The sequence below is a fragment of the Paenibacillus rigui genome (assembly GCF_002234615.1).
Taxonomy (GTDB): Bacteria; Bacillota; Bacilli; order Paenibacillales; family NBRC-103111; genus Paenibacillus_S; species Paenibacillus_S rigui.
The window spans coordinates 58,396-75,857 of the sequence record NZ_NMQW01000014.1 but is presented as its reverse complement, the minus strand read 5'-3'; the positions used below and the strand labels follow the sequence as shown (position 1 = coordinate 75,857).

Sequence of the window (17,462 nt, the reverse complement as noted above, 5' to 3'; positions counted from 1 at the left end):
ATTTATCCTCTCTACATGTGTATATCTTTCCGTGCATGAATCCTGGATGGGGATACGTCCGAAGCCAGCCTAGCAGCCGTACAGCCCTCCGTATCCGAGCTCCGTAATATCCGCGCGGACGATCTGTTCTCCGGCACAAATACGGGGCAGCAGGGCGTCAAAGGAGGTGTAGGGATCATGCATGACGCAGCCGGGAAGTCCCATAATAGGCACGTCGTCCAAATAGCCGACCAGCAGCATGGAGCCGGGAAGCATCGGAGTTCCATAGCTGACAATACGAGCCCCTGCCTGCCTGATCGCGCCTGGTGTACGGTCATCGGGATCCACCGACATACCGCCGGTTACCAGAATCAGATCCGCCTTCTGCTCCTCCAAAAAATAACGGATTTCGCGGACAATTACGTCGCTCTCATCCGGCGCGAGCCGCTGCTCGATGACCTCCGACCCTAACGCGGCCACCTTTTCCCGAACGATCGGACCGAATTTGTCCTGAATCCGCCCCTTGAATACTTCACTGCCCGTCGTGATCAGACCTACGCGGAGTGAATGGAAGGGCTTCACCTGCACCAAAGGCTCGGAGGCCTCGTTTGCAAGCTGCTCCATCTGCCGAATGGACGTTTCCTCAACCAGCAAAGGGATCACCCGCGTCCCGGTTAAAGGATGCCCCGGTTTGACAACTGTATTGGTCTTCGTTGTTGACATGACCAGCTGATCGATGGAATTGATCGCGTCGACCAACGGTTTATGTATTTTGGCCAAGCCGTGGATGGTCGATTTCAACGTGATTTTCCCTTCATGAGGCGAAGTTAGCTCCACGTTAGCCCCCGATGCAGCCCGGGCCATGCGAAACGCGGCATCATCCTCATGCAGCCATCCCTCTTGAATGTCCATGACATAAATGTGCTCCTTACCGATGCTGAGCAGCGCGGGAATATCCTCCTCGCGGATTTTGTGCCCTTTGGTAAACAGCCTTCCCTTGAACTTCCCGGGAATAATCTGGGTCAGATCATGGGCCAGCATCAAGCCGATCGCATCCTCAACCTTCACTTCCCGCAGCATCGATTCAGGCCTCATCCCCATGGTCTCCTTCACGTCCTGTCAAAATTCCGAGCGCATGCGGCAGCTGATCCATAATGGCAGCCAAATTTTCCGAGACCCCCTTCGGGCTGCCCGGCAGGTTAATAATGAGCGTTCTGCCGCGGATACCCGAAACGGCTCGGGACAGCATCGCCTTCGGCGTTTTTTGCATTGCGATCATCCGCATCGCTTCGACAAAGCCCATCGCTTGACGATCAAGCACGGCCAAGGTCGCTTCCGGAGTGACATCACGCGGGGCCAGCCCTGTTCCGCCCGTCGTCAAAATGAGATCTACCTTGAAGTAATCCGTCATTTCGATGAGTGCAGCCATAATTTCGTCCTTCTCATCCGGCACGACACGGTATTCCACGATTTCCCCGTTAATCTCTTCTTCGATCAGTTCCCGAATCACTTGGGCACTCGTGTCTTCTCGCTCTCCCCGGGATCCTCGATCGCTTGCGGTCAAAATCGCCACTTTCCAACGCATAAGCTTACTCCTCTCCATGGGTTCATTGGTCGTTGTATTGAATTACTGCTCCGTATCGTTTCTCTGATAATCGCCGCTTTTGCCCCCGGTTTTGCTCATTAACAGCGTCGGTCCGATGATCATGCTTTTCTCGGCAGCCTTGCACATATCATAAACCGTAAGCGACGCAGCCGACACCGCCGTGAGTGCTTCCATCTCGACGCCGGTTTGCCCCTTGGTCCTTACGGTAGCTTCAATGTAAAGCTCGTTATGACCGTTATCGAAAAAACGGATATCGACGCCGGTAAGCGACAGCGGGTGGCACATCGGAATCCAGTCCGATGTCTTCTTCGCGGCCATGACCGCGGCAACCTGCGCAACGGCCAGCACATCGCCTTTGCCTATTTTGCCTTCCTTGATCAGAGCCAGCGTCGTCGGCTGCATTGAAACGGTTGTCCGAGCGGTTGCGCTTCGGCTCGTCTCCTGCTTATCCGAAATATCGACCATCCGTGCTCGGCCCTGCTCGTTAAAATGCGTCAAAGGACTCCTGGAGTCAGCCATGAGCGTACCCTCCTTTGGTTGTTTCTATCTAGCCTCTACTTTTCGCCGCACGGATCGTTCTTTCCTCTGTAATTAATTCATCCAGCCGGAAATCGAACAATCCCATGGGTACTTCCTCAATCATCTGGATGTCGTAGGCGCCTGCCAAAATATAGGGCTTCGTCCATCCTGCACGTACATACTGCTGTATAAACCGGTCGTAATAACCCCCGCCATACCCTAAACGGCCCAAATTACGGTCAAAGGCCAAGCCGGGCACCAGCACTGCATCAATCTGCTTAATATCCAGCAACTGCGGGGCATCAGCCTTCGGCTCAAGAATCCCCCAGGTGCCTTTCTCCAAATCGTCATACGTACGAATCTCATACAGCTTCAGCAGCTTGTCCTCCGGCTGTACCTTGGAAACGACGATTCGGTAGCGCTTGTTCCAGCATGCTTCCATCACCGGCTTCACATCGACCTCGGACTTGATAGGCATATAAGTAAACAGAGTGGGGGGATGATTTTTTTTCCCGTGTGTCCGAAAGATGTCATCGATCCTCCGGATAAGGGCTTCATTAATAGCTTTTGATTTCTGAGCGCGTTCGGCAGGGGACAAAGCGTTCCTTTCAGACTCGGCCTGCCGCCGAAGCTCGATTTTCCATTCTTTTATATTCATGTAACGGCCTCTCTTTGGTGGGGTCGGTAACGTGATTAACATCATTCTAATGCCGTGAAATGCTTATAGCAAATTTTTTTGCGGCAAAAGGTGAAAATGAAATTGACTCTCCCTTAGTTTACCATAAAAAGTGCAAAAGCAAGTAATGGAAAGCTTAAGGCCGAAAAAAGGACGTTTCACGAGACAAAATCCGGCTGATAGGAGCTCCCGCTTCTGGACCTCTTCAAGGGACCCGAATGCTGCCCAGTACCGGGACATGGTCGGATGCCGTCGTTGGCTCCGTCCAGGCCGTCGCCTGACCTGCAACGCTCGTTAACAGGTGATCAATCTCTCCGCCATCCACTACCGTAGCCTGAGGCTGGATTAAACGGACCTTGGTAAGCAGCTTATGAAAATCGCTCATTAAAGGATCCGTGTCCTCCATATTCAAATCTCCCATAACCACAACAGGCGTGTGTATGGATTGAATCAGCCTGATGAGCTCGGGCACCTGCTGCACTCGGTCCGCATGAGGAACACCCAGATGCGTCGTAACCACCGTCAAAAACGAATTGGAACGAGGCTTGACCACGGCTTCAAGCACCACGCGCGGCTCCTTGCCGCCGGACAGCGGAACTATGGATGCCTGCTCGACAGGATAGCGGCTGAGAAGTGCAATACCATATTCAGACAGTCCCTGCTTGACGGCCGGCGCGAAAATATAATGCATGCCCAGCCTGCCGGCTAATGCCCGGGCCTGATCTGTAAGTCCGCTGCGCCACTGGTATCGGTCTACCTCCTGAAGCGCAACGACATCGGCTTGCCCCTGCTCAATTTGCCGCTCAATCGCAGCAAGACGTACTTGACCATCTAAACCTTTGGCGTGGCGAATATTAAACGTCATAAAGCGAAGCGTTTTAATGGAAGCGGAAGCTGCTGAGGCTGAAGCCCGGGACGAGTCACCGGATGAGGCTGCGCCCTGCGAATCACCCGGCTTGGAAGCTGCAGCAGCGGGGAAAGGAGCAAGGAACGCAGCGATGGAGGGGAAAGAAAGGCCTGGCTTGAGGACAGCGGCTTCCGTTCTTTGGAAACAAAGCGACGATACGTTCAGTCCTATCAACAAGCTTGAAACAAGAAGCGCCAGCAGCACCGCACAAGCCTCGATACGAACATACTTTCTCGCATGAATGGATCCGCCCCGCTTCGATAATCCCGAATCATTTTGCGGTATGTGCACAAGCTCCCCTCCCCTCCTTAGGTTAACTTGAGCATATAATAGAAGCGTTTTGTTTGTATACGCGGAAAACGGTGGAAAATCCGTTGCCAACACTGTGGATAAGTGGAATTGTGGATATGTTCATACTTGGTCGAAAAACTGTACACAGAAAGCGTTTGAACTTTGTTGATATTGTGTATAACATTGTGAATAAATACATATCCGCACAATAAGCTGAAAACTGGAGAAGAACATGATACACTGAAAGTGTTGTTTTGAAAAGATAAAAAGCTCTATTTCACAAAGTAGAATTGTAGACTTGGATGCATATCGTTTAGGAGGCTTTAACTCATGCTGCTGCAAGTATCGGGAATTACAAAAAGCTACGGGATCAATACCGTGCTTTCCAATATATCTTTACAAATCGAAGCCAGAGAACGCATCGGGCTGGTTGGGGTAAACGGCGCAGGCAAATCGACGCTGCTTCAAATCATCGCCGGCGAGATGTCCTACGAATCCGGAGATATTTTCAAAGCGAAGGAAACAAAGATCGGTTATTTGAAGCAAAATAGCGGACTCATCTCCGACCGTTCCATCTGGGACGAAATGCGGAGCGTGTTCGCCCATTTGGAAGAAGCGGAGCAGGAGCTTCGCAGGCTGGAAGCGATGATGGCGGATCCGGAGGTGCTTGCGAGCGAGAAGCAAACCGAGGACACGATGAAAAAGTACGCCGAGCGCTCCGAATGGTTTAAGGAGCAAGGCGGCTACGAAGCGGAGGCGCGGATACGCGGTGTCCTGCATGGCATGGGCTTCGGCGATTTTGCGCCGGAAACTCCCGTCAACACATTGAGCGGCGGACAAAAAACACGGCTCGCGCTGGCCAAAATGCTGCTTCAGGCCCCTGACCTGCTGCTGCTCGATGAGCCGACGAACCATCTGGACATTCAAACCTTGACCTGGCTTGAAGGCTACCTGCGTTCCTATTCGGGCGCCATTCTGGTCGTATCCCATGACCGTTATTTTTTGGATGCGTTAGTCGATGCGATCTATGAAATTGAACGGACCACCTCCAAGCGCTACACAGGCAACTACACCCGCTATGTGGAGCTGAAGCAGGCGGAATATGATATCCAAATGAAGCAGTTCGAAAAGCAGCAGGAAGAAATTGCGAAGATGGAGGAGTTCGTTCAGAAGAACCTGGTACGGGCCTCGACCACCAAGCGGGCACAAAGCCGCCGCAAGGCGTTGGAAAAAATGGACCGGCTGGATAAGCCGCTTGGAGATTTGAAACGAGCACATTTTGCTTTTGAGGTGGAGCAGGCCTCAGGTAAGGAAGTGCTGCAGGTAAGCGACGTATCGATTTCGTTCGACGGGACGAAGCCGCTGCTGCGAAATGTCTCCTTTCAGCTGCGCCGCGGCGATACGGCGGCCTTGATCGGTCCGAACGGGATCGGAAAATCGACGCTGCTCAAGACGATGATCGGACAGCGGCAGCCAAACAGCGGCTCCATTAATTGGGGTGCCAATGTACGTATCGGGTATTACGATCAGGAACAGAGCCAGCTGAATCCGAACCATACCATATTGGATGAATTATGGAACGCGTTCCCGAACCTGGAGGAGGCCCGCATACGGACAGTGCTCGGCAGCTTCTTGTTTAGCGGCGAGGATGTATTCAAAAAAATCTCGTCGCTGAGCGGCGGCGAAAAGGCCCGCGTCTCGCTGGCCAAGCTGATGCTGGAAAAGGCCAATGTCCTCATTCTCGATGAGCCGACGAACCATTTGGACCTGTTCAGCAAGGAAGTGCTCGAATCGGCGCTGATCGATTATGAGGGTACACTGCTGTTCATCTCCCATGACCGTTATTTTCTTAACAAAATGGCAGAGTCCATGCTCGAGCTGACGCGTGAAGGCGTCACTTCATATCTTGGCAACTACGATGACTACGTGGAGAAAAAGCAGGAGCTTGCGGAGATGGAGCAGCAGCGCCGGTTGGCCGAGGCCGCCAAGGGCAAAGGGACGGGCAGCGGAAGCGCGGGCAGCAGTTCAACCGGCAGTGCCGCCGCAGCAGCGGACAGCGGCTATGAGTCCAACAAGCAGGCCAAGCGGGAGGAACGATCCCGTCAGCGCAAGCTGGAGCAGCTCGAGCAGGATATCGCGCGGCTGGAGGAGGAAATCGCCGAGCTGGAATCAGAGCTGGCTCAACCCGAGGTATATAACGATTACGTGCTGGTACAGCAAAAAAACGAAGCGATAGAACAAAAAAAATCCGAGCTGGCCGATTGCTATGAGCAATGGGAACAGCTCGCGGAATAAAACAAAGGCGCCCTGTGGATGGGGCCACTGAATAACTGGCGGAGTGGACGGAATCGTTCTGTACGAAAATCCGGGCACAACACTTTTCAGCGGCATCCCCCTGTGATGGGGCGCCTTTTTGTTAAATAGACTGTGGTCAGGTCTCTTAAAGGACTCACCTGACATCCGAAATCGTGTCGCCATCCAGCTTGAGCAGCAGCAGCGGCACGCTGCTGTATACGATCATCGTCGCTGCGGCGACGATGCCCGAATCATTCAGCAGGAGCGCTGCGATTGTGCCCATAACATTGGCTGCGATCCCGTACATCAGGTACGGGTAAAGCCGCTGCCAGCGGCGGAATCGCCCCCGCGGCCGCAGCACCAGGACCGCCATGACGGCGAGGCTGGTCAGCAGCACCTTGCTCCAGGCCGAGACACCGATCAGGTGGACATTCATCTCGACCTTACGCGAGATGATGTCCCCGATCAGGTCGAGCCGCCCCTGGAGCAGCGACTCGAACGCCCGGCCGATGTGGCTTTGCCGATCGGCCGCACCGCCCATGGCTGCTCCGCCGTTGAGCAGCCACAGACCGGCGAGCGCTGCGCACAGCAGCAGCGCAAGTACGGGCGCCGTGCGCAGCCATCGGCGCCCGCCGGCCAGGCGCGCACCGAGCGCGCCGAAGCCAACCGCGGCGGACAGCGCTCCGCCTGCGTTCGTGCCCAGCGCCGGCGCCGCGAGGTAGCCGGCGACGAGCGCGCCGGCCGCCGCCGCAGGCGCGGCGCGCCATGCCGCTGCGCGGGCCCGGGCGCTGCGCTTGGCCCAGCGGCTGCGCCAGAGCGCCCAGCGCGGCTCGCGCCAAGCGGCAGCCGACGCGAGGCTGCCTGCCGCGGCGCCTGGCCCTGCAGCGGCGGCGCCGAGCGCGGGCTCACCCGCGCAGTCCGCAAGCGCTGCTGCTCGGCTCCCTGCTGCGCTATCGCACTGCGCTTTCGCTCCACCTCTACGTGCCGATGCCGGCAGAGCCCATTGACCTCCTGCCCCGATCCCTCCGTCCTCTCCGCTCTGCGCTTTCGCTCCACCTCTACGTGCCGATGCTGGCAGTGCCCCAAGACCTCCTGCCCCGATCCCTCCGTCCTCTCCGCACTGCGCTTTCGCTTCGGCTCTCGGAACGATGGCTTCGGTTGCTTGAACCGCTTCCTGCGCCATCGCCATAAAACCTGCCGCGGCCTGTACTCGCGGCCATTCCGCCGCAGCCTCGGATACCTGTGCTGCGACAAGCCCGCTTAGCCGGCCGCGCCGCGATTGCCGCAGCGACTGCTGCAGCGCGGTAAGCCCAAGCAGCGCGGCCCCGAGAAGCACGCCCATACATTCGTTGCCCATTCCGTAATAGCGGGCGCCTATCATCACATCATAGCCCAGCACCGAATGCTGCATGGCCTCTGCCCCATGAAATCCATCCTCCATGAAGAGCGCGCCTACAATCAGGCCGATAACGGCCAAGCAGAGAATGACACGCTGCGGCGACTTCGCATATACCCCACAAACGGCACTTACCGCGAGCACGCCTCCAAACGTGCAGACATACACGATCCAAGTCGCCATTTCTTGGGCCAAGCCCATACAGAGCAGTCCTGCAGGAGCAAGAAGCAGGGAAAACAGAGCTGCTTTGAGCACCGATCTGCCACAGCTCTTTAACCGATGCGCTGCAAACAGCCCCAGTCCGAGTGCAGCAAGCATAACGACGATCTCATATACGGCCAAGCCGTAGAGCAGCTTCGGACGCGCCGCATATACCTGACTCATATGGCCTACCTCGCTCATAAGCTCATCCCATGCTCCTGCCCTGGGCTTCCTTTGTATCGGCAGTCCGATCATCTCCTTAGGGACAGTCAAACCGAAGGTCTGAAGAAGTGTCGGAGCGACATCGACAAACGACACAATGCCAGCGCGGCGCGTCGTTTCGGAGGTCAGAAGACCTTCAGTGCCATGCTTCGAGTAAATCATAAGCGGCGCCAGCAGCGCTTTCGCCTTCGCGGCATCCGTATTCACCTGTGGGCTAAAAAGCCACAGCTCCTGTCCCATGCCCGGATCCGCAATCGCAGTTGCTTCATGATGGGGAAAATGAGCTGTGAATCCCGGTGAAATTGTCAGTTCACCAATAAACCGATCAAGCTCGCTCAAAATCTTCCGCTTCATTTGCCTGAACGCTTCCTCGGTATACATAGGCTTCTCATCATACAGCCGCTGCAAATCGCCAAGCTCTATCAAGGTGACGGAACGGCTCGGCTGTTCGTGCAGCCGGTCCAGCAGCCATCCGTAATCGGTTCGCAAGCCCGAAGGATAGGTCCCGTCCCATATCAAGCCCGTTTCATTTATACTCCCTTTGGCTACCGTCCCGCTTCGGTTCATCAGCATCAGCGGCGCATATCTGCGGTCGTTGCGGGCCGTCTCTTCTCTCGTCCGGTCGCTCCCTGAGAAGCCTTTGCCTGCATTTCCCCAGACACTGAGACTAACCCCCGCTGCCTCCAGCTGATCCCCCAGCAGGCCCGGCTCCGCTCTGTAATAGCTGCCCTTATTGACTCTTAGCAGCAGCTCTCTTTCGGGAATCAGCAGCTCTCCTTTGCTTGGATATGCCAAGCCTGTGAAACGGGCATAGGCATCCGCTGACAAATGCCCATCCACCCATTCCAAACGCTGTACCGCTCGGGTCCCCGCCCCCCCCTCTGCGAACTGCCCCGCTCCCATAGACAAATACACATCCGCGGCGCCTTTGCCTGGCGTGCGTATATTCATAGCCCCCCAAGCGGAATTGGGCTTTAGCCGCTGGAGTCCGGGCATGATGGAGCTGGCATCGGGTGAGTAACCAAGCTCCAGGAAGGACAAGCCGGGAACCGATACAAGCACCACTCGCTGTTCCTTGGCTGAAGGTGCTTTAGTAGAGGCCATGGGGACCATAACGGTTGGGATTTGTTCGTGAGAAACACCGCTGTTTATAAGTAAGGTTACGCTAACACCTATCCACAAGCCCGTAACGGAGATCATCATCCGCCTGTGCTTTTTCCACATCCGGTACCTGCTCCCTTCCGTCACAGCATAAATAGTTCCACGCTACTTTCCCCTAAAATTACCCATGTTATCCACTCTGTGTGCAGTTGAGGAATAAGATTGCATTATCCACAACATTATCCCCTGATTCCAGCATGGCTTTACCCTAGAAAAATAAGCACTTTTCGTTTCATCCACAGAGTTATACACATTATCCACAGGTTGATGGTGAGAATATTATCCACTATGCTTTCATTTCGGTTGGGACAACTCGCCCTGTCGTATCGCCATTTTTTACCTTTATCCCCACTATACACAAAGGCTGTGGATAACTATTATCCACAGCCTTTTGTCGACACAATCCCCCTTTTAGGCTATACCACACCTGCCTTTAGGAACTAAGGAATCGTAATTTCAACTTCGTTGGATGGGGTGGCGCCTACCGCTCCTCCCTGCTTCCTTACCTCACGTACCGCCTGATTGCAGGCTGCCATAAACGCCTGCGCCACGGCCATCAGCACATCCTGGTGGATGGCTACTCCTTTGAAATGATTCCCATGGGCGCTTACCGTTACGATGGCTTCCCCATTCGCTTGCTCGCCTGACGACAAGGAATACAGCTCCATGTCGGTAAAATCCACCTCCATCGGCAGCGCCTGCTTGATTCCCGCCACCAATGCCTCCACAGGGCCTTCGCCTGTTCCGGAGAAGATGTTTTCCGTACCGGTCGAATGATCCTTAATAATGCACGAGGCCATCCGATTTCCTGTAGTGCCTGTCAATACTTGCGCATTCACCAGCGTATAGGGCTCCAGCACCACGTTCACCGTATGTCCAACCAGCTCCAGCAGTTGTGCATCATGAACGACTTTATCCCGGTCCGCCAGCTCCTTGAACTTCACGTACAGAGATTCCATTTGCTCCTCGTTCAATTGAACGCCAAATTGGCTAACACGGTGCTTGATGGCATGACGGCCGGAATGCTTGCCCAGGATGATCATGCTGCGAGGAACACCCAGCTTCTCAGGATCCATAATCTCATACGTATTGCGGTTTTTCAGCAATCCATCCTGATGAATACCGGCCTCATGCTGGAAGGCGTTGCGTCCGACAATCGGTTTATTAAATGCGATCGGGAAGCTCATAGACCGGCTCACCTTTTGGGAAACCGAATAAATATGCTCCGGCCGGATGCCGGTTTCGGCGCCCAGCGCCTCTTTTCTCGTCTCGATAGCCATGACCAATTCTTCCAAAGAGCAGTTGCCGGCCCGCTCGCCCACGCCGTTCACCGTCACCTCAACCTGTGTGACTCCGGCGCGGATCGCTGCCAGACTGTTCGCAACAGCCAGCCCCAAATCGTTATGGCAGTGAGCGCTGAACTCCACTTGACCGCTGCCGCGCACGCCTTTCATCACGCGGGTAAACATCGCACCGTACTCCTCCGGAAGCGCATAACCGACGGTATCAGGAATATTGATGATCGTCGCCCCTTCTTCAATTACCGCTTCGATCATTTCGAACAAAAATTCATCCCCCGTCCGGGTTGCGTCCATCGGGGAAAACTCGATCCGGTCCACATATTGCTTCGCATGGGCGACCATGGAACGGGCGATTTGAATGACCTGCTCTCTTGACTTTTTCAGTTGAAAATCCAGATGGATATTCGAGGAAGACAAGAACATATGCAATCTTCTTCGTTCCGCATCCTGCGTTGCACGGATCGCCGAGTCGATATCCTCTTTGACGGCACGGGCAAAGCCGCATATTTCAACCCCATGGACTTCGCGGGAAATTTGCTGTACGGCTGTAAAATCACCGGGACTCGAGATCGGGAAGCCCGGCTCGATAACGTCTACGCCCAACTGAGCCAGCTGTCTGGCGATAACAATTTTTTGCTCGGGGTGCAATGAAGCTCCAGGGGCTTGCTCACCGTCTCTCAAAGTCGTATCAAAGATACGGATCCGTTTCATTGCATTGTTGGGTTGATTTATCGTTGTCATTTGTCATTCCTCCATGGATTCATTTTTGGTTTGATTGGCCAAACACAAAAAGCCTATCGTCTCTGTAATAAGAGACGACAGGCTTTTCAGCTGCCGCGGTACCACTCTCGTTGACCCTCCTCACATGCATGTGAAAAGGTGTCCGCCTCGTGCGAAGCAGCCGGCCTGATCGTAAAGCCGAAGCTGCTGCGCTCCCCTATCACGTGGGGCTATTCCGTTGAAGCCTAGGAATCGTCTTGCGCTCATCGTACTAACAGCGCCTGCGCTTTCCTTCAGCTTCACCGCTCCCGGGCGAGATTCGAGCCTGCCTTGACTGCGTTGCACCAACCCGCAGCTCTCTGAACAAGGAAGGACTGTACTAGCTCCCGTTCTTAGCGTTTGTTATATAAGTTATCCGTTAAGTAAAATGCAGCCAAAAAAGGCCTGCCGTCTCTTATCTAAGAGACGACAGACCATCATGTCTATCGCGGTACCACTCTTGTTGGCCTCCGGAATTAGCGGAGCGCCCACCTTTGTGCGCTGATTGTCGGTTTCAGGCTCTGCAACCATTGCAGCACACCTTCTACCCTCAGCACCACCTGATCACGGGGGTTAACCGTCAGAACTTAAGGCCAATGCAGCGCTACACCGCTTCAGTTCCACCACTCCCGGGCGAGCTTCATTGGCTTCTCTGACTGCGTTGCACCGACCCGCAGCTCTCTAAACAGATCCGACCGATTACTGTTCCCGTTCTTCGTGTTTATGATATTGTTTGCAATTATAGTATGCACGAAATGAATTGTCAATGCGCATTCAACAAAAAAATGCGACGCATTTTTTCAAAAACGAGGATTGACATGGAAATTTTCCTAGAATATAATCACATTATAGATATTCATATTATGAATATAGGCCAACGTTGAAAGGGTGAAATACAAATGATCACACTCTTGATTTTGTTCGGCAGTTACGGTGTGTTGTACGGATTAGCACATCTCGGCGTTTTTTCCGAAGCCGTGACCCAAATGGATTTGGCTGCTTATGCAATGTCGTTCTTTCTTGTTTTCTTTGGCCTCAGCCATTTTTACAAATGTAAGGATTTATTGCGTATCGTTCCCGGCTGGGTCCCCTTTCCAAGACAAACGGTGTACGTGACCGGTGTCATGGAGTTGATGTTTGCCATCGGGCTGCTTATTCCTTCGATTCGGTTCGCAACAGGAATTGCACTCGTTCTATTTTTCGTCGCCATTTTCCCTGCCAATCTAAATAAAGCGATGAAGGGGCTGCATATTCCAGGCGCTTTAAGCTCCAACTTGCTATCTTGGGTTCGTCTCGCTTACCAGCCGCTGTTTATTGGGTGGACCCTTTATAGCATCGAGGTTCTGTAAGTGAAGGCTCCACTCTCCCCATGCAGGTGCACGTTTAATGTTAAGAAAAGGCACAAGAAAGGTGAAATCGCATGCAACTACAAGCAAAATACGTCATTCTAGGTTTGTTGTATAAATCCCCCATGTCCGGCTACGAAATTAAAAAAAGATTCGAAGAACACTTTTCCTTCTTTTTTGATGCTAGCTATGGCAGTGTATATCCTTCCTTAGCCAAGCTGGAGCAGGAGCAATGCATCATGAAGCGTACGATCGTGCAGGAAGGACGTCCGACCAAGCATGAATACGAGATTACCCCGCAGGGCAGGGAGCAGTTCAACGGCTATTTGGAAAGCCCTATGGGGATGGACAGCACTCGGTCCGATCTGTGTATGAGGCTGTATTTCGGGGAATTTGCCGATGATGCATCGATCATCCGCTGGCTGGAAAGCGGCTTGCAGGTGAATAAATCACAAAGCGAGACACTGGAGCGCTTACTTTCCCAATATGCCTCAAAAATGTCTGTTCCGCAGCAAATCTGCGTATCCATAGGTATTGAGCATCACCAGGCACGCTACGCTTCCATCCAGAAGGGTCTGGAACAAATCCGTGAAGCCGGGAAGCTTCGGAAGGAGGACTCACTATGAATTGGCCTGTATTTATCCATGTGCTGGGAGCAGTCATGTTTCTTGGTAATGTGATGACGGCGGCGTTTTGGAAAATAAAAGCGGAGCTCGGCGGCGACCTGGCCCATCTGTATAAAGTAACCAGGAATGTGATGCTGGCCGACTATATTTTTACCCTGCCGGGAATTGTACTTATAGTCATCACCGGTATCATCATGACGCTGCAGCAGGGCTATTCCCTTCTGACGTTCAACTGGCTGACCCTCTCTATCGCTCTGTTTGCCCTCACCGGCCTCATCTGGGTTACGATTCTCATCCCCTGCCAGCTTCGTATGATTCGGGAAAGCCAGCTATCGCTTGATACGCATACGTTAACGCCCGGCTACCGGAAAGCCTCCAGACGTTGGGACGTGTTCGGTATTATGGCTACGCTGCTGCCCGTCGCCACCTTGTTCCTCATGATGACGAAGCCCTTCTAAGTACGGTTATTGCGGAAGTATATAAAAAGCCCCGATGCTCTTGGAGCGTCGGGGCTTAACCATGTATTTAATTAACCTTCACTGCCGATAAACACGTACCGCAGTACAATCAAGACTGCAAGAATCCACATCAGCCAGTGTACTTTGTGATTGCTTTTGCCGCTCATGTTGCCAATAGCAGCCAAAATGACATACGTCACGATACCGAAGGAAACACCGTTCGCAATGTTGTAAGTGAAAGGCATCAAGACGATTGTCAAGAAGGACGGAATCGCCAAGGTCATATCCTGAAAATCAATTTCCTTAACGGATTGCATCATCAGCACGCCGACGATAATGAGCGCAGCTGCTGTTGCGGCCCCTGGAATAAGTGCGGCAATCGGCGCCAGGAACAACGCCAGCAGGAAGCACACGCCAGTTGTCACGGCGGTTAAGCCTGTACGTCCCCCTTGAGCTACACCCGCGGCGCTCTCGATAAAAGCTGTCACCGTACTCGTCCCTACCAAAGCCCCGCCGCTGACAGCAACGGCATCGACCATCATCGCTTTACCGACTTTTTTGTTGCCCTCTTCTTTATTTTTCATAAAGCCTGCGCGATTCGCTGTACCTACCAGCGTACCGAACGTATCGAACAGCTCTACGAACGTAAAGGTCGCAATGACTGTAATAATCCCTGCATTCCACAAGCCCTTGAAGTCAAATTGACCGAAGGCCATTTTGCTCAAATCCGGTACCCAGCTCGTCTTTGCATCCGTCAAAGCTGCCAGATTGACTTGTCCCATGAAAATAGCGACCACTGTCGTCAGCAAAATGCCGAACAAAATGGCTCCGCGTACCTGCAGCACCATCAGAATAGCGATCAGCACGATCCCGATGATAGTAAGCTGAACGGTCGGATCATGCAGACTGCCCATATGAATGACCGTTTCAAACGAAAGCACATCGGTAAATTTATGCGCCGGGATATCTTTTCCCGCTTCGACTGCGACGGTCATCAGACCGCTATTTTTCAATCCGACAATCGTAATAAACAAGCCGATCCCCACGGTAATCGCGTGCTTCATGCTGTCCGGAACCGCCACCAGCAGCAGCTGGCGAACTTTGGTCACCGTCAGAATGATGAAGATAATCCCCGAAATGAAAACAGCCGCTAAACCCATTTGGTAGGTAAACTTGCCTTGAGAGGATAAAATCACCGTTGCAAAATATGCGTTCAAGCCCATACCCGGCGCCAATGCAACCGGAAAATTCACGAACAGCCCCATGGCAATTGTCATAACGCCTGCAGCAATGGCCGTTGCCAAAAACACAGCCGTCCAGTCCATACCCGTTGCGCCTGATCCAAAATTACTCAGAATGTTCGGGTTTACAGCGAGAATATACGCCATGGTCATGAAAGTCGTCAACCCTGCCATGATCTCGGTCCGTACGTTGGTACCGTTCTCCTTGAGCCTAAAAAATCGATCCATTCCCCAAATCCCTCCATTGGTTTTGGAACAACGAAAAAACCCAGCGCTTGATCATCGCTGGGTTCACAAACAACAGATGGAAGCTGTATACAACATCATAGCAGCACAAGCAGCCGAAGCTTACAGCCCCGGGTCTGTGCAGCATATCCGCTGCCCTGTCTTCCTTGTTGTTTGTTCGTAGCCAGATCATTTACGGTGATCTCGTAGAAACTCTCAGGCCTATCCCCAAGATTATACGAAACTGTTATTCCCTTAATATTCATCATTTATTCTAAGATTGTTGACGAATCTTGTCAATTAATTTTTCCGAACATTCATCTGTTAAAAATTACAGTACGTTCGCTTTATAGACTGATTATTCCCCAGGAAATGACAGTCTACGAGCTTAAAGCCTGTTTCAGGCTAAAAAATGGAGACTTTTAGCGAAGGATTCCGCTCAAACTGTCGGGACCTGCTGCACAAATCCTACGTCTTTGCAGGTAAAATAGAAAGAGCCCTCCGCTGCGTTTAGTGCGCAACGAAAGACTCTTTAACGGAAACAAGCGCAGCTTTCTCAAGCTTGCTTACACATCATAAACAGTTCAACCTATTCCCACTCGATCGTAGCCGGCGGCTTCGACGTTACGTCATACACGATACGGTTGACGTTATCGACTTCATTGACAATACGAACGGAGATTTTCTCCAGTACGTCCCAAGGAATGCGAGCCCAGTCGGCGGTCATGCCGTCGATGGAGGTTACAGCGCGGATGCCGACGGTGTAGGAGTAGGTACGGGCATCCCCCATAACGCCTACGCTCTTCATGTTCGGAAGCGCCGTGAAATACTGCCAAATCTCGCGATCCAATCCTGCCTTGGCGATCTCTTCACGCAGAATCGCATCGGATTCCCGAACGATCGTCAGCTTCTCTTCTGTGACTTCGCCCAATACGCGGATCGCAAGACCCGGACCCGGGAACGGTTGACGCCATACGATTTCCGCAGGCAGACCGCACTCTTCGCCTACTTTACGAACCTCATCCTTAAACAAGGCTTTAAGCGGCTCGACAAGCTCGAATTTCATATCTTCAGGCAATCCGCCTACGTTATGGTGAGATTTAATCGTGTGCGCCGTAGCTGTTCCACTCTCGACAATATCCGTATACAGCGTACCTTGCGCCAAGAAGGCGAAATCGTCGAATTGTGCCGATTCCTCTTCAAAGACGCGAATAAATTCGTTGCCGATAATTTTACGCTTTTGCTCCGGATCGTCGACGCCGGCTAATTTGCCCATGAAACGATCGCGCGCGTCAATTTTAACAACCTTCATGTCGAATTTCCCCACAAAGGTTTCCATTACGCCTTCCGCTTCCCCTTTGCGAAGCAAACCATGATCGATAAACATACAGGTTAATTGATCGCCGATCGCTTTGTGAATCAGCATAGCTACAACGGAGGAATCGACACCGCCGCTCAATGCGCACAATACTTTTTTATCGCCAACCTGGTTGCGAATGTCACGGATCGTATCCTCGATAAAGCTTTCCATGCTCCAATCGCCTTGACAGCCGCAAACATGGTATAGGAAATTATGAATCATGTCGTTACCGTACACGGAGTGGCGTACCTCCGGATGGAACTGAACTGCAAACATGTTTTTGTCCGGGTGGCTCATCGCGGCTACCGGAGCATGCTCCGTGCTTGCGTCGACCACAAAGCCCGCAGGAGGCTCAACCACGAGATCACTGTGGCTCATCCAGACCGTCTGCTGCTTGTCCAGACCTTTAACCAGCTTGCAGTGGTCGGCAAAATCAACCTCGGCTTTTCCGTACTCGCGTTTGGACGCACGCTCTACCTTGCCTTCAAGCTGATGAGCCATCAGCTGCATGCCGTAGCAGATCCCTAAAATCGGAACGCCCAGATCATAAATCGCCGGATCCACCACAGGGGAATTTTCTCCGTACACGCTTGCCGGTCCTCCGGAAAATACGATCCCTTTCGGCTGAATTTGCTTCAGCTTTTCTGCGGACGTGTTGTAAGGCAGCAATTCACTGTAAACGCCCAAATCACGGATACGGCGGGCAATCAGCTGATTGTACTGGCCGCCAAAATCCAGCACCACAATAATTTCATTCGGCTTGTCCATAATTTCCTCCTTAAAGTTTGTGTTCGTAAGTATGTTGCTGGTGACTACCATGAGGCCGAGTTCGCGCAGGTGAACCTCTCATCGTAAGCAATAAGCATAAACCGCTTAGGCGCTCTGCTCTAAAT

General features: G+C 52.9%; 13 protein-coding genes, 1 riboswitch and 1 other annotated feature. Of the genes, 4 read left to right on the top strand and 9 right to left on the bottom strand.

Annotated features, from left to right (window positions below; translation table 11 throughout):
- Positions 1 to 69 precede the first annotated feature (69 nt).
- The 5 genes from CF651_RS10070 to CF651_RS10050 all read right to left on the bottom strand — a co-directional run bounded on the left by CF651_RS10070 (position 70) and on the right by CF651_RS10050 (position 3,978).
- The gene (locus CF651_RS10070) at positions 70 to 1,074 is read right to left on the bottom strand and encodes a molybdopterin-binding protein (protein WP_094014723.1); all 1,005 of its coding nucleotides are present in this window, start codon (positions 1,072 to 1,074) and stop codon (positions 70 to 72) included.
- Positions 1,064 to 1,564: a molybdopterin adenylyltransferase gene (mog, locus tag CF651_RS10065; protein ID WP_094014722.1), complete on the bottom strand. Its 501-nt coding sequence runs from the start codon at positions 1,562 to 1,564 to the stop codon at positions 1,064 to 1,066. Before mog ends, CF651_RS10070 begins: the two co-directional genes overlap by 11 nt.
- Before the next feature lie 42 nt (positions 1,565 to 1,606).
- Positions 1,607 to 2,104, bottom strand: a complete 498-nt coding sequence (moaC, locus tag CF651_RS10060; protein ID WP_094014721.1) for a cyclic pyranopterin monophosphate synthase MoaC — start codon at positions 2,102 to 2,104, stop codon at positions 1,607 to 1,609.
- Positions 2,105 to 2,132: 28 nt separating this feature from the next.
- Positions 2,133 to 2,762, bottom strand: a complete 630-nt coding sequence (locus CF651_RS10055) for a 5-formyltetrahydrofolate cyclo-ligase (RefSeq protein ID WP_094014720.1) — start codon at positions 2,760 to 2,762, stop codon at positions 2,133 to 2,135.
- Positions 2,763 to 2,985: 223 nt separating this feature from the next.
- Positions 2,986 to 3,978, bottom strand: a complete 993-nt coding sequence (locus CF651_RS10050) for an endonuclease/exonuclease/phosphatase family protein (protein ID WP_094014719.1) — start codon at positions 3,976 to 3,978, stop codon at positions 2,986 to 2,988.
- Between the two features lie 330 nt (positions 3,979 to 4,308).
- Between CF651_RS10050 and CF651_RS10045 the strand changes: the two genes are divergently transcribed.
- On the top strand, positions 4,309 to 6,273 hold the full coding sequence (locus CF651_RS10045) for an ABC-F family ATP-binding cassette domain-containing protein (protein ID WP_094014718.1): 1,965 nt from the start codon (positions 4,309 to 4,311) through the stop codon (positions 6,271 to 6,273).
- Positions 6,274 to 6,427: 154 nt separating this feature from the next.
- Here CF651_RS10045 and CF651_RS10040 read toward each other — a convergent pair whose 3' ends face one another.
- Positions 6,428 to 9,316 (bottom strand): hypothetical protein, encoded by a 2,889-nt coding sequence (locus CF651_RS10040; RefSeq protein WP_144029039.1) that lies wholly within the window; start codon positions 9,314 to 9,316, stop codon positions 6,428 to 6,430.
- A 377-nt stretch (positions 9,317 to 9,693) separates the two neighbouring features.
- Positions 9,694 to 11,265: a 2-isopropylmalate synthase gene (locus tag CF651_RS10035; protein WP_094014756.1), complete on the bottom strand. Its 1,572-nt coding sequence runs from the start codon at positions 11,263 to 11,265 to the stop codon at positions 9,694 to 9,696.
- Positions 11,266 to 11,732: 467 nt separating this feature from the next.
- Positions 11,733 to 12,038 (bottom strand) — a binding site (T-box leader).
- Between the two features lie 174 nt (positions 12,039 to 12,212).
- On the opposite strand from CF651_RS10035, the gene CF651_RS10030 reads away from it, so the two are divergent.
- The 3 genes from CF651_RS10030 to CF651_RS10020 all read left to right on the top strand — a co-directional run bounded on the left by CF651_RS10030 (position 12,213) and on the right by CF651_RS10020 (position 13,743).
- Positions 12,213 to 12,662 carry a DoxX family protein gene (locus CF651_RS10030; protein ID WP_094014716.1) on the top strand — a complete coding sequence of 150 codons (450 nt, stop codon included), beginning with the start codon at positions 12,213 to 12,215 and terminating at the stop codon, positions 12,660 to 12,662.
- A 71-nt stretch (positions 12,663 to 12,733) separates the two neighbouring features.
- Positions 12,734 to 13,285 carry a PadR family transcriptional regulator gene (locus CF651_RS10025; RefSeq protein ID WP_094014715.1) on the top strand — a complete coding sequence of 184 codons (552 nt, stop codon included), beginning with the start codon at positions 12,734 to 12,736 and terminating at the stop codon, positions 13,283 to 13,285.
- Positions 13,282 to 13,743: a DUF2269 family protein gene (locus tag CF651_RS10020; RefSeq protein WP_094014714.1), complete on the top strand. Its 462-nt coding sequence runs from the start codon at positions 13,282 to 13,284 to the stop codon at positions 13,741 to 13,743. Before CF651_RS10025 ends, CF651_RS10020 begins: the two co-directional genes overlap by 4 nt.
- 71 nt (positions 13,744 to 13,814) lie before the next feature.
- Here the strand turns inward: CF651_RS10020 and CF651_RS10015 are convergent, their stop codons facing one another.
- The gene (locus CF651_RS10015) at positions 13,815 to 15,212 is read right to left on the bottom strand and encodes an NCS2 family permease (protein WP_094014713.1); all 1,398 of its coding nucleotides are present in this window, start codon (positions 15,210 to 15,212) and stop codon (positions 13,815 to 13,817) included.
- 158 nt (positions 15,213 to 15,370) lie between these two features.
- Positions 15,371 to 15,471, bottom strand: a riboswitch (purine riboswitch).
- Between the two features lie 327 nt (positions 15,472 to 15,798).
- Positions 15,799 to 17,337: a glutamine-hydrolyzing GMP synthase gene (guaA, locus tag CF651_RS10010; RefSeq protein ID WP_094014712.1), complete on the bottom strand. Its 1,539-nt coding sequence runs from the start codon at positions 17,335 to 17,337 to the stop codon at positions 15,799 to 15,801.
- Positions 17,338 to 17,462 lie beyond the last annotated feature (125 nt).

Excerpts from the sequence above, each read along its gene's own strand:
- CF651_RS10070 (WP_094014723.1), bottom strand. The coding sequence starts at position 1,074 with ATGAGGCCTGAATCGATGCTGCGGGAAGTGAAGGTTGAGGATGCGATC.
- mog (WP_094014722.1), bottom strand. The coding sequence starts at position 1,564 with ATGCGTTGGAAAGTGGCGATTTTGACCGCAAGCGATCGAGGATCCCGG.
- moaC (WP_094014721.1), bottom strand. The coding sequence starts at position 2,104 with ATGGCTGACTCCAGGAGTCCTTTGACGCATTTTAACGAGCAGGGCCGA.
- CF651_RS10055 (WP_094014720.1), bottom strand. The coding sequence starts at position 2,762 with ATGAATATAAAAGAATGGAAAATCGAGCTTCGGCGGCAGGCCGAGTCT.
- CF651_RS10045 (WP_094014718.1), top strand. The coding sequence starts at position 4,309 with ATGCTGCTGCAAGTATCGGGAATTACAAAAAGCTACGGGATCAATACC.
- CF651_RS10040 (WP_144029039.1), bottom strand. The coding sequence starts at position 9,316 with ATGTGGAAAAAGCACAGGCGGATGATGATCTCCGTTACGGGCTTGTGG.
- CF651_RS10035 (WP_094014756.1), bottom strand. The coding sequence starts at position 11,265 with ATGAAACGGATCCGTATCTTTGATACGACTTTGAGAGACGGTGAGCAA.
- CF651_RS10030 (WP_094014716.1), top strand. The coding sequence starts at position 12,213 with ATGATCACACTCTTGATTTTGTTCGGCAGTTACGGTGTGTTGTACGGA.
- CF651_RS10025 (WP_094014715.1), top strand. The coding sequence starts at position 12,734 with ATGCAACTACAAGCAAAATACGTCATTCTAGGTTTGTTGTATAAATCC.
- CF651_RS10020 (WP_094014714.1), top strand. The coding sequence starts at position 13,282 with ATGAATTGGCCTGTATTTATCCATGTGCTGGGAGCAGTCATGTTTCTT.
- CF651_RS10015 (WP_094014713.1), bottom strand. The coding sequence starts at position 15,212 with ATGGATCGATTTTTTAGGCTCAAGGAGAACGGTACCAACGTACGGACC.
- guaA (WP_094014712.1), bottom strand. The coding sequence starts at position 17,337 with ATGGACAAGCCGAATGAAATTATTGTGGTGCTGGATTTTGGCGGCCAG.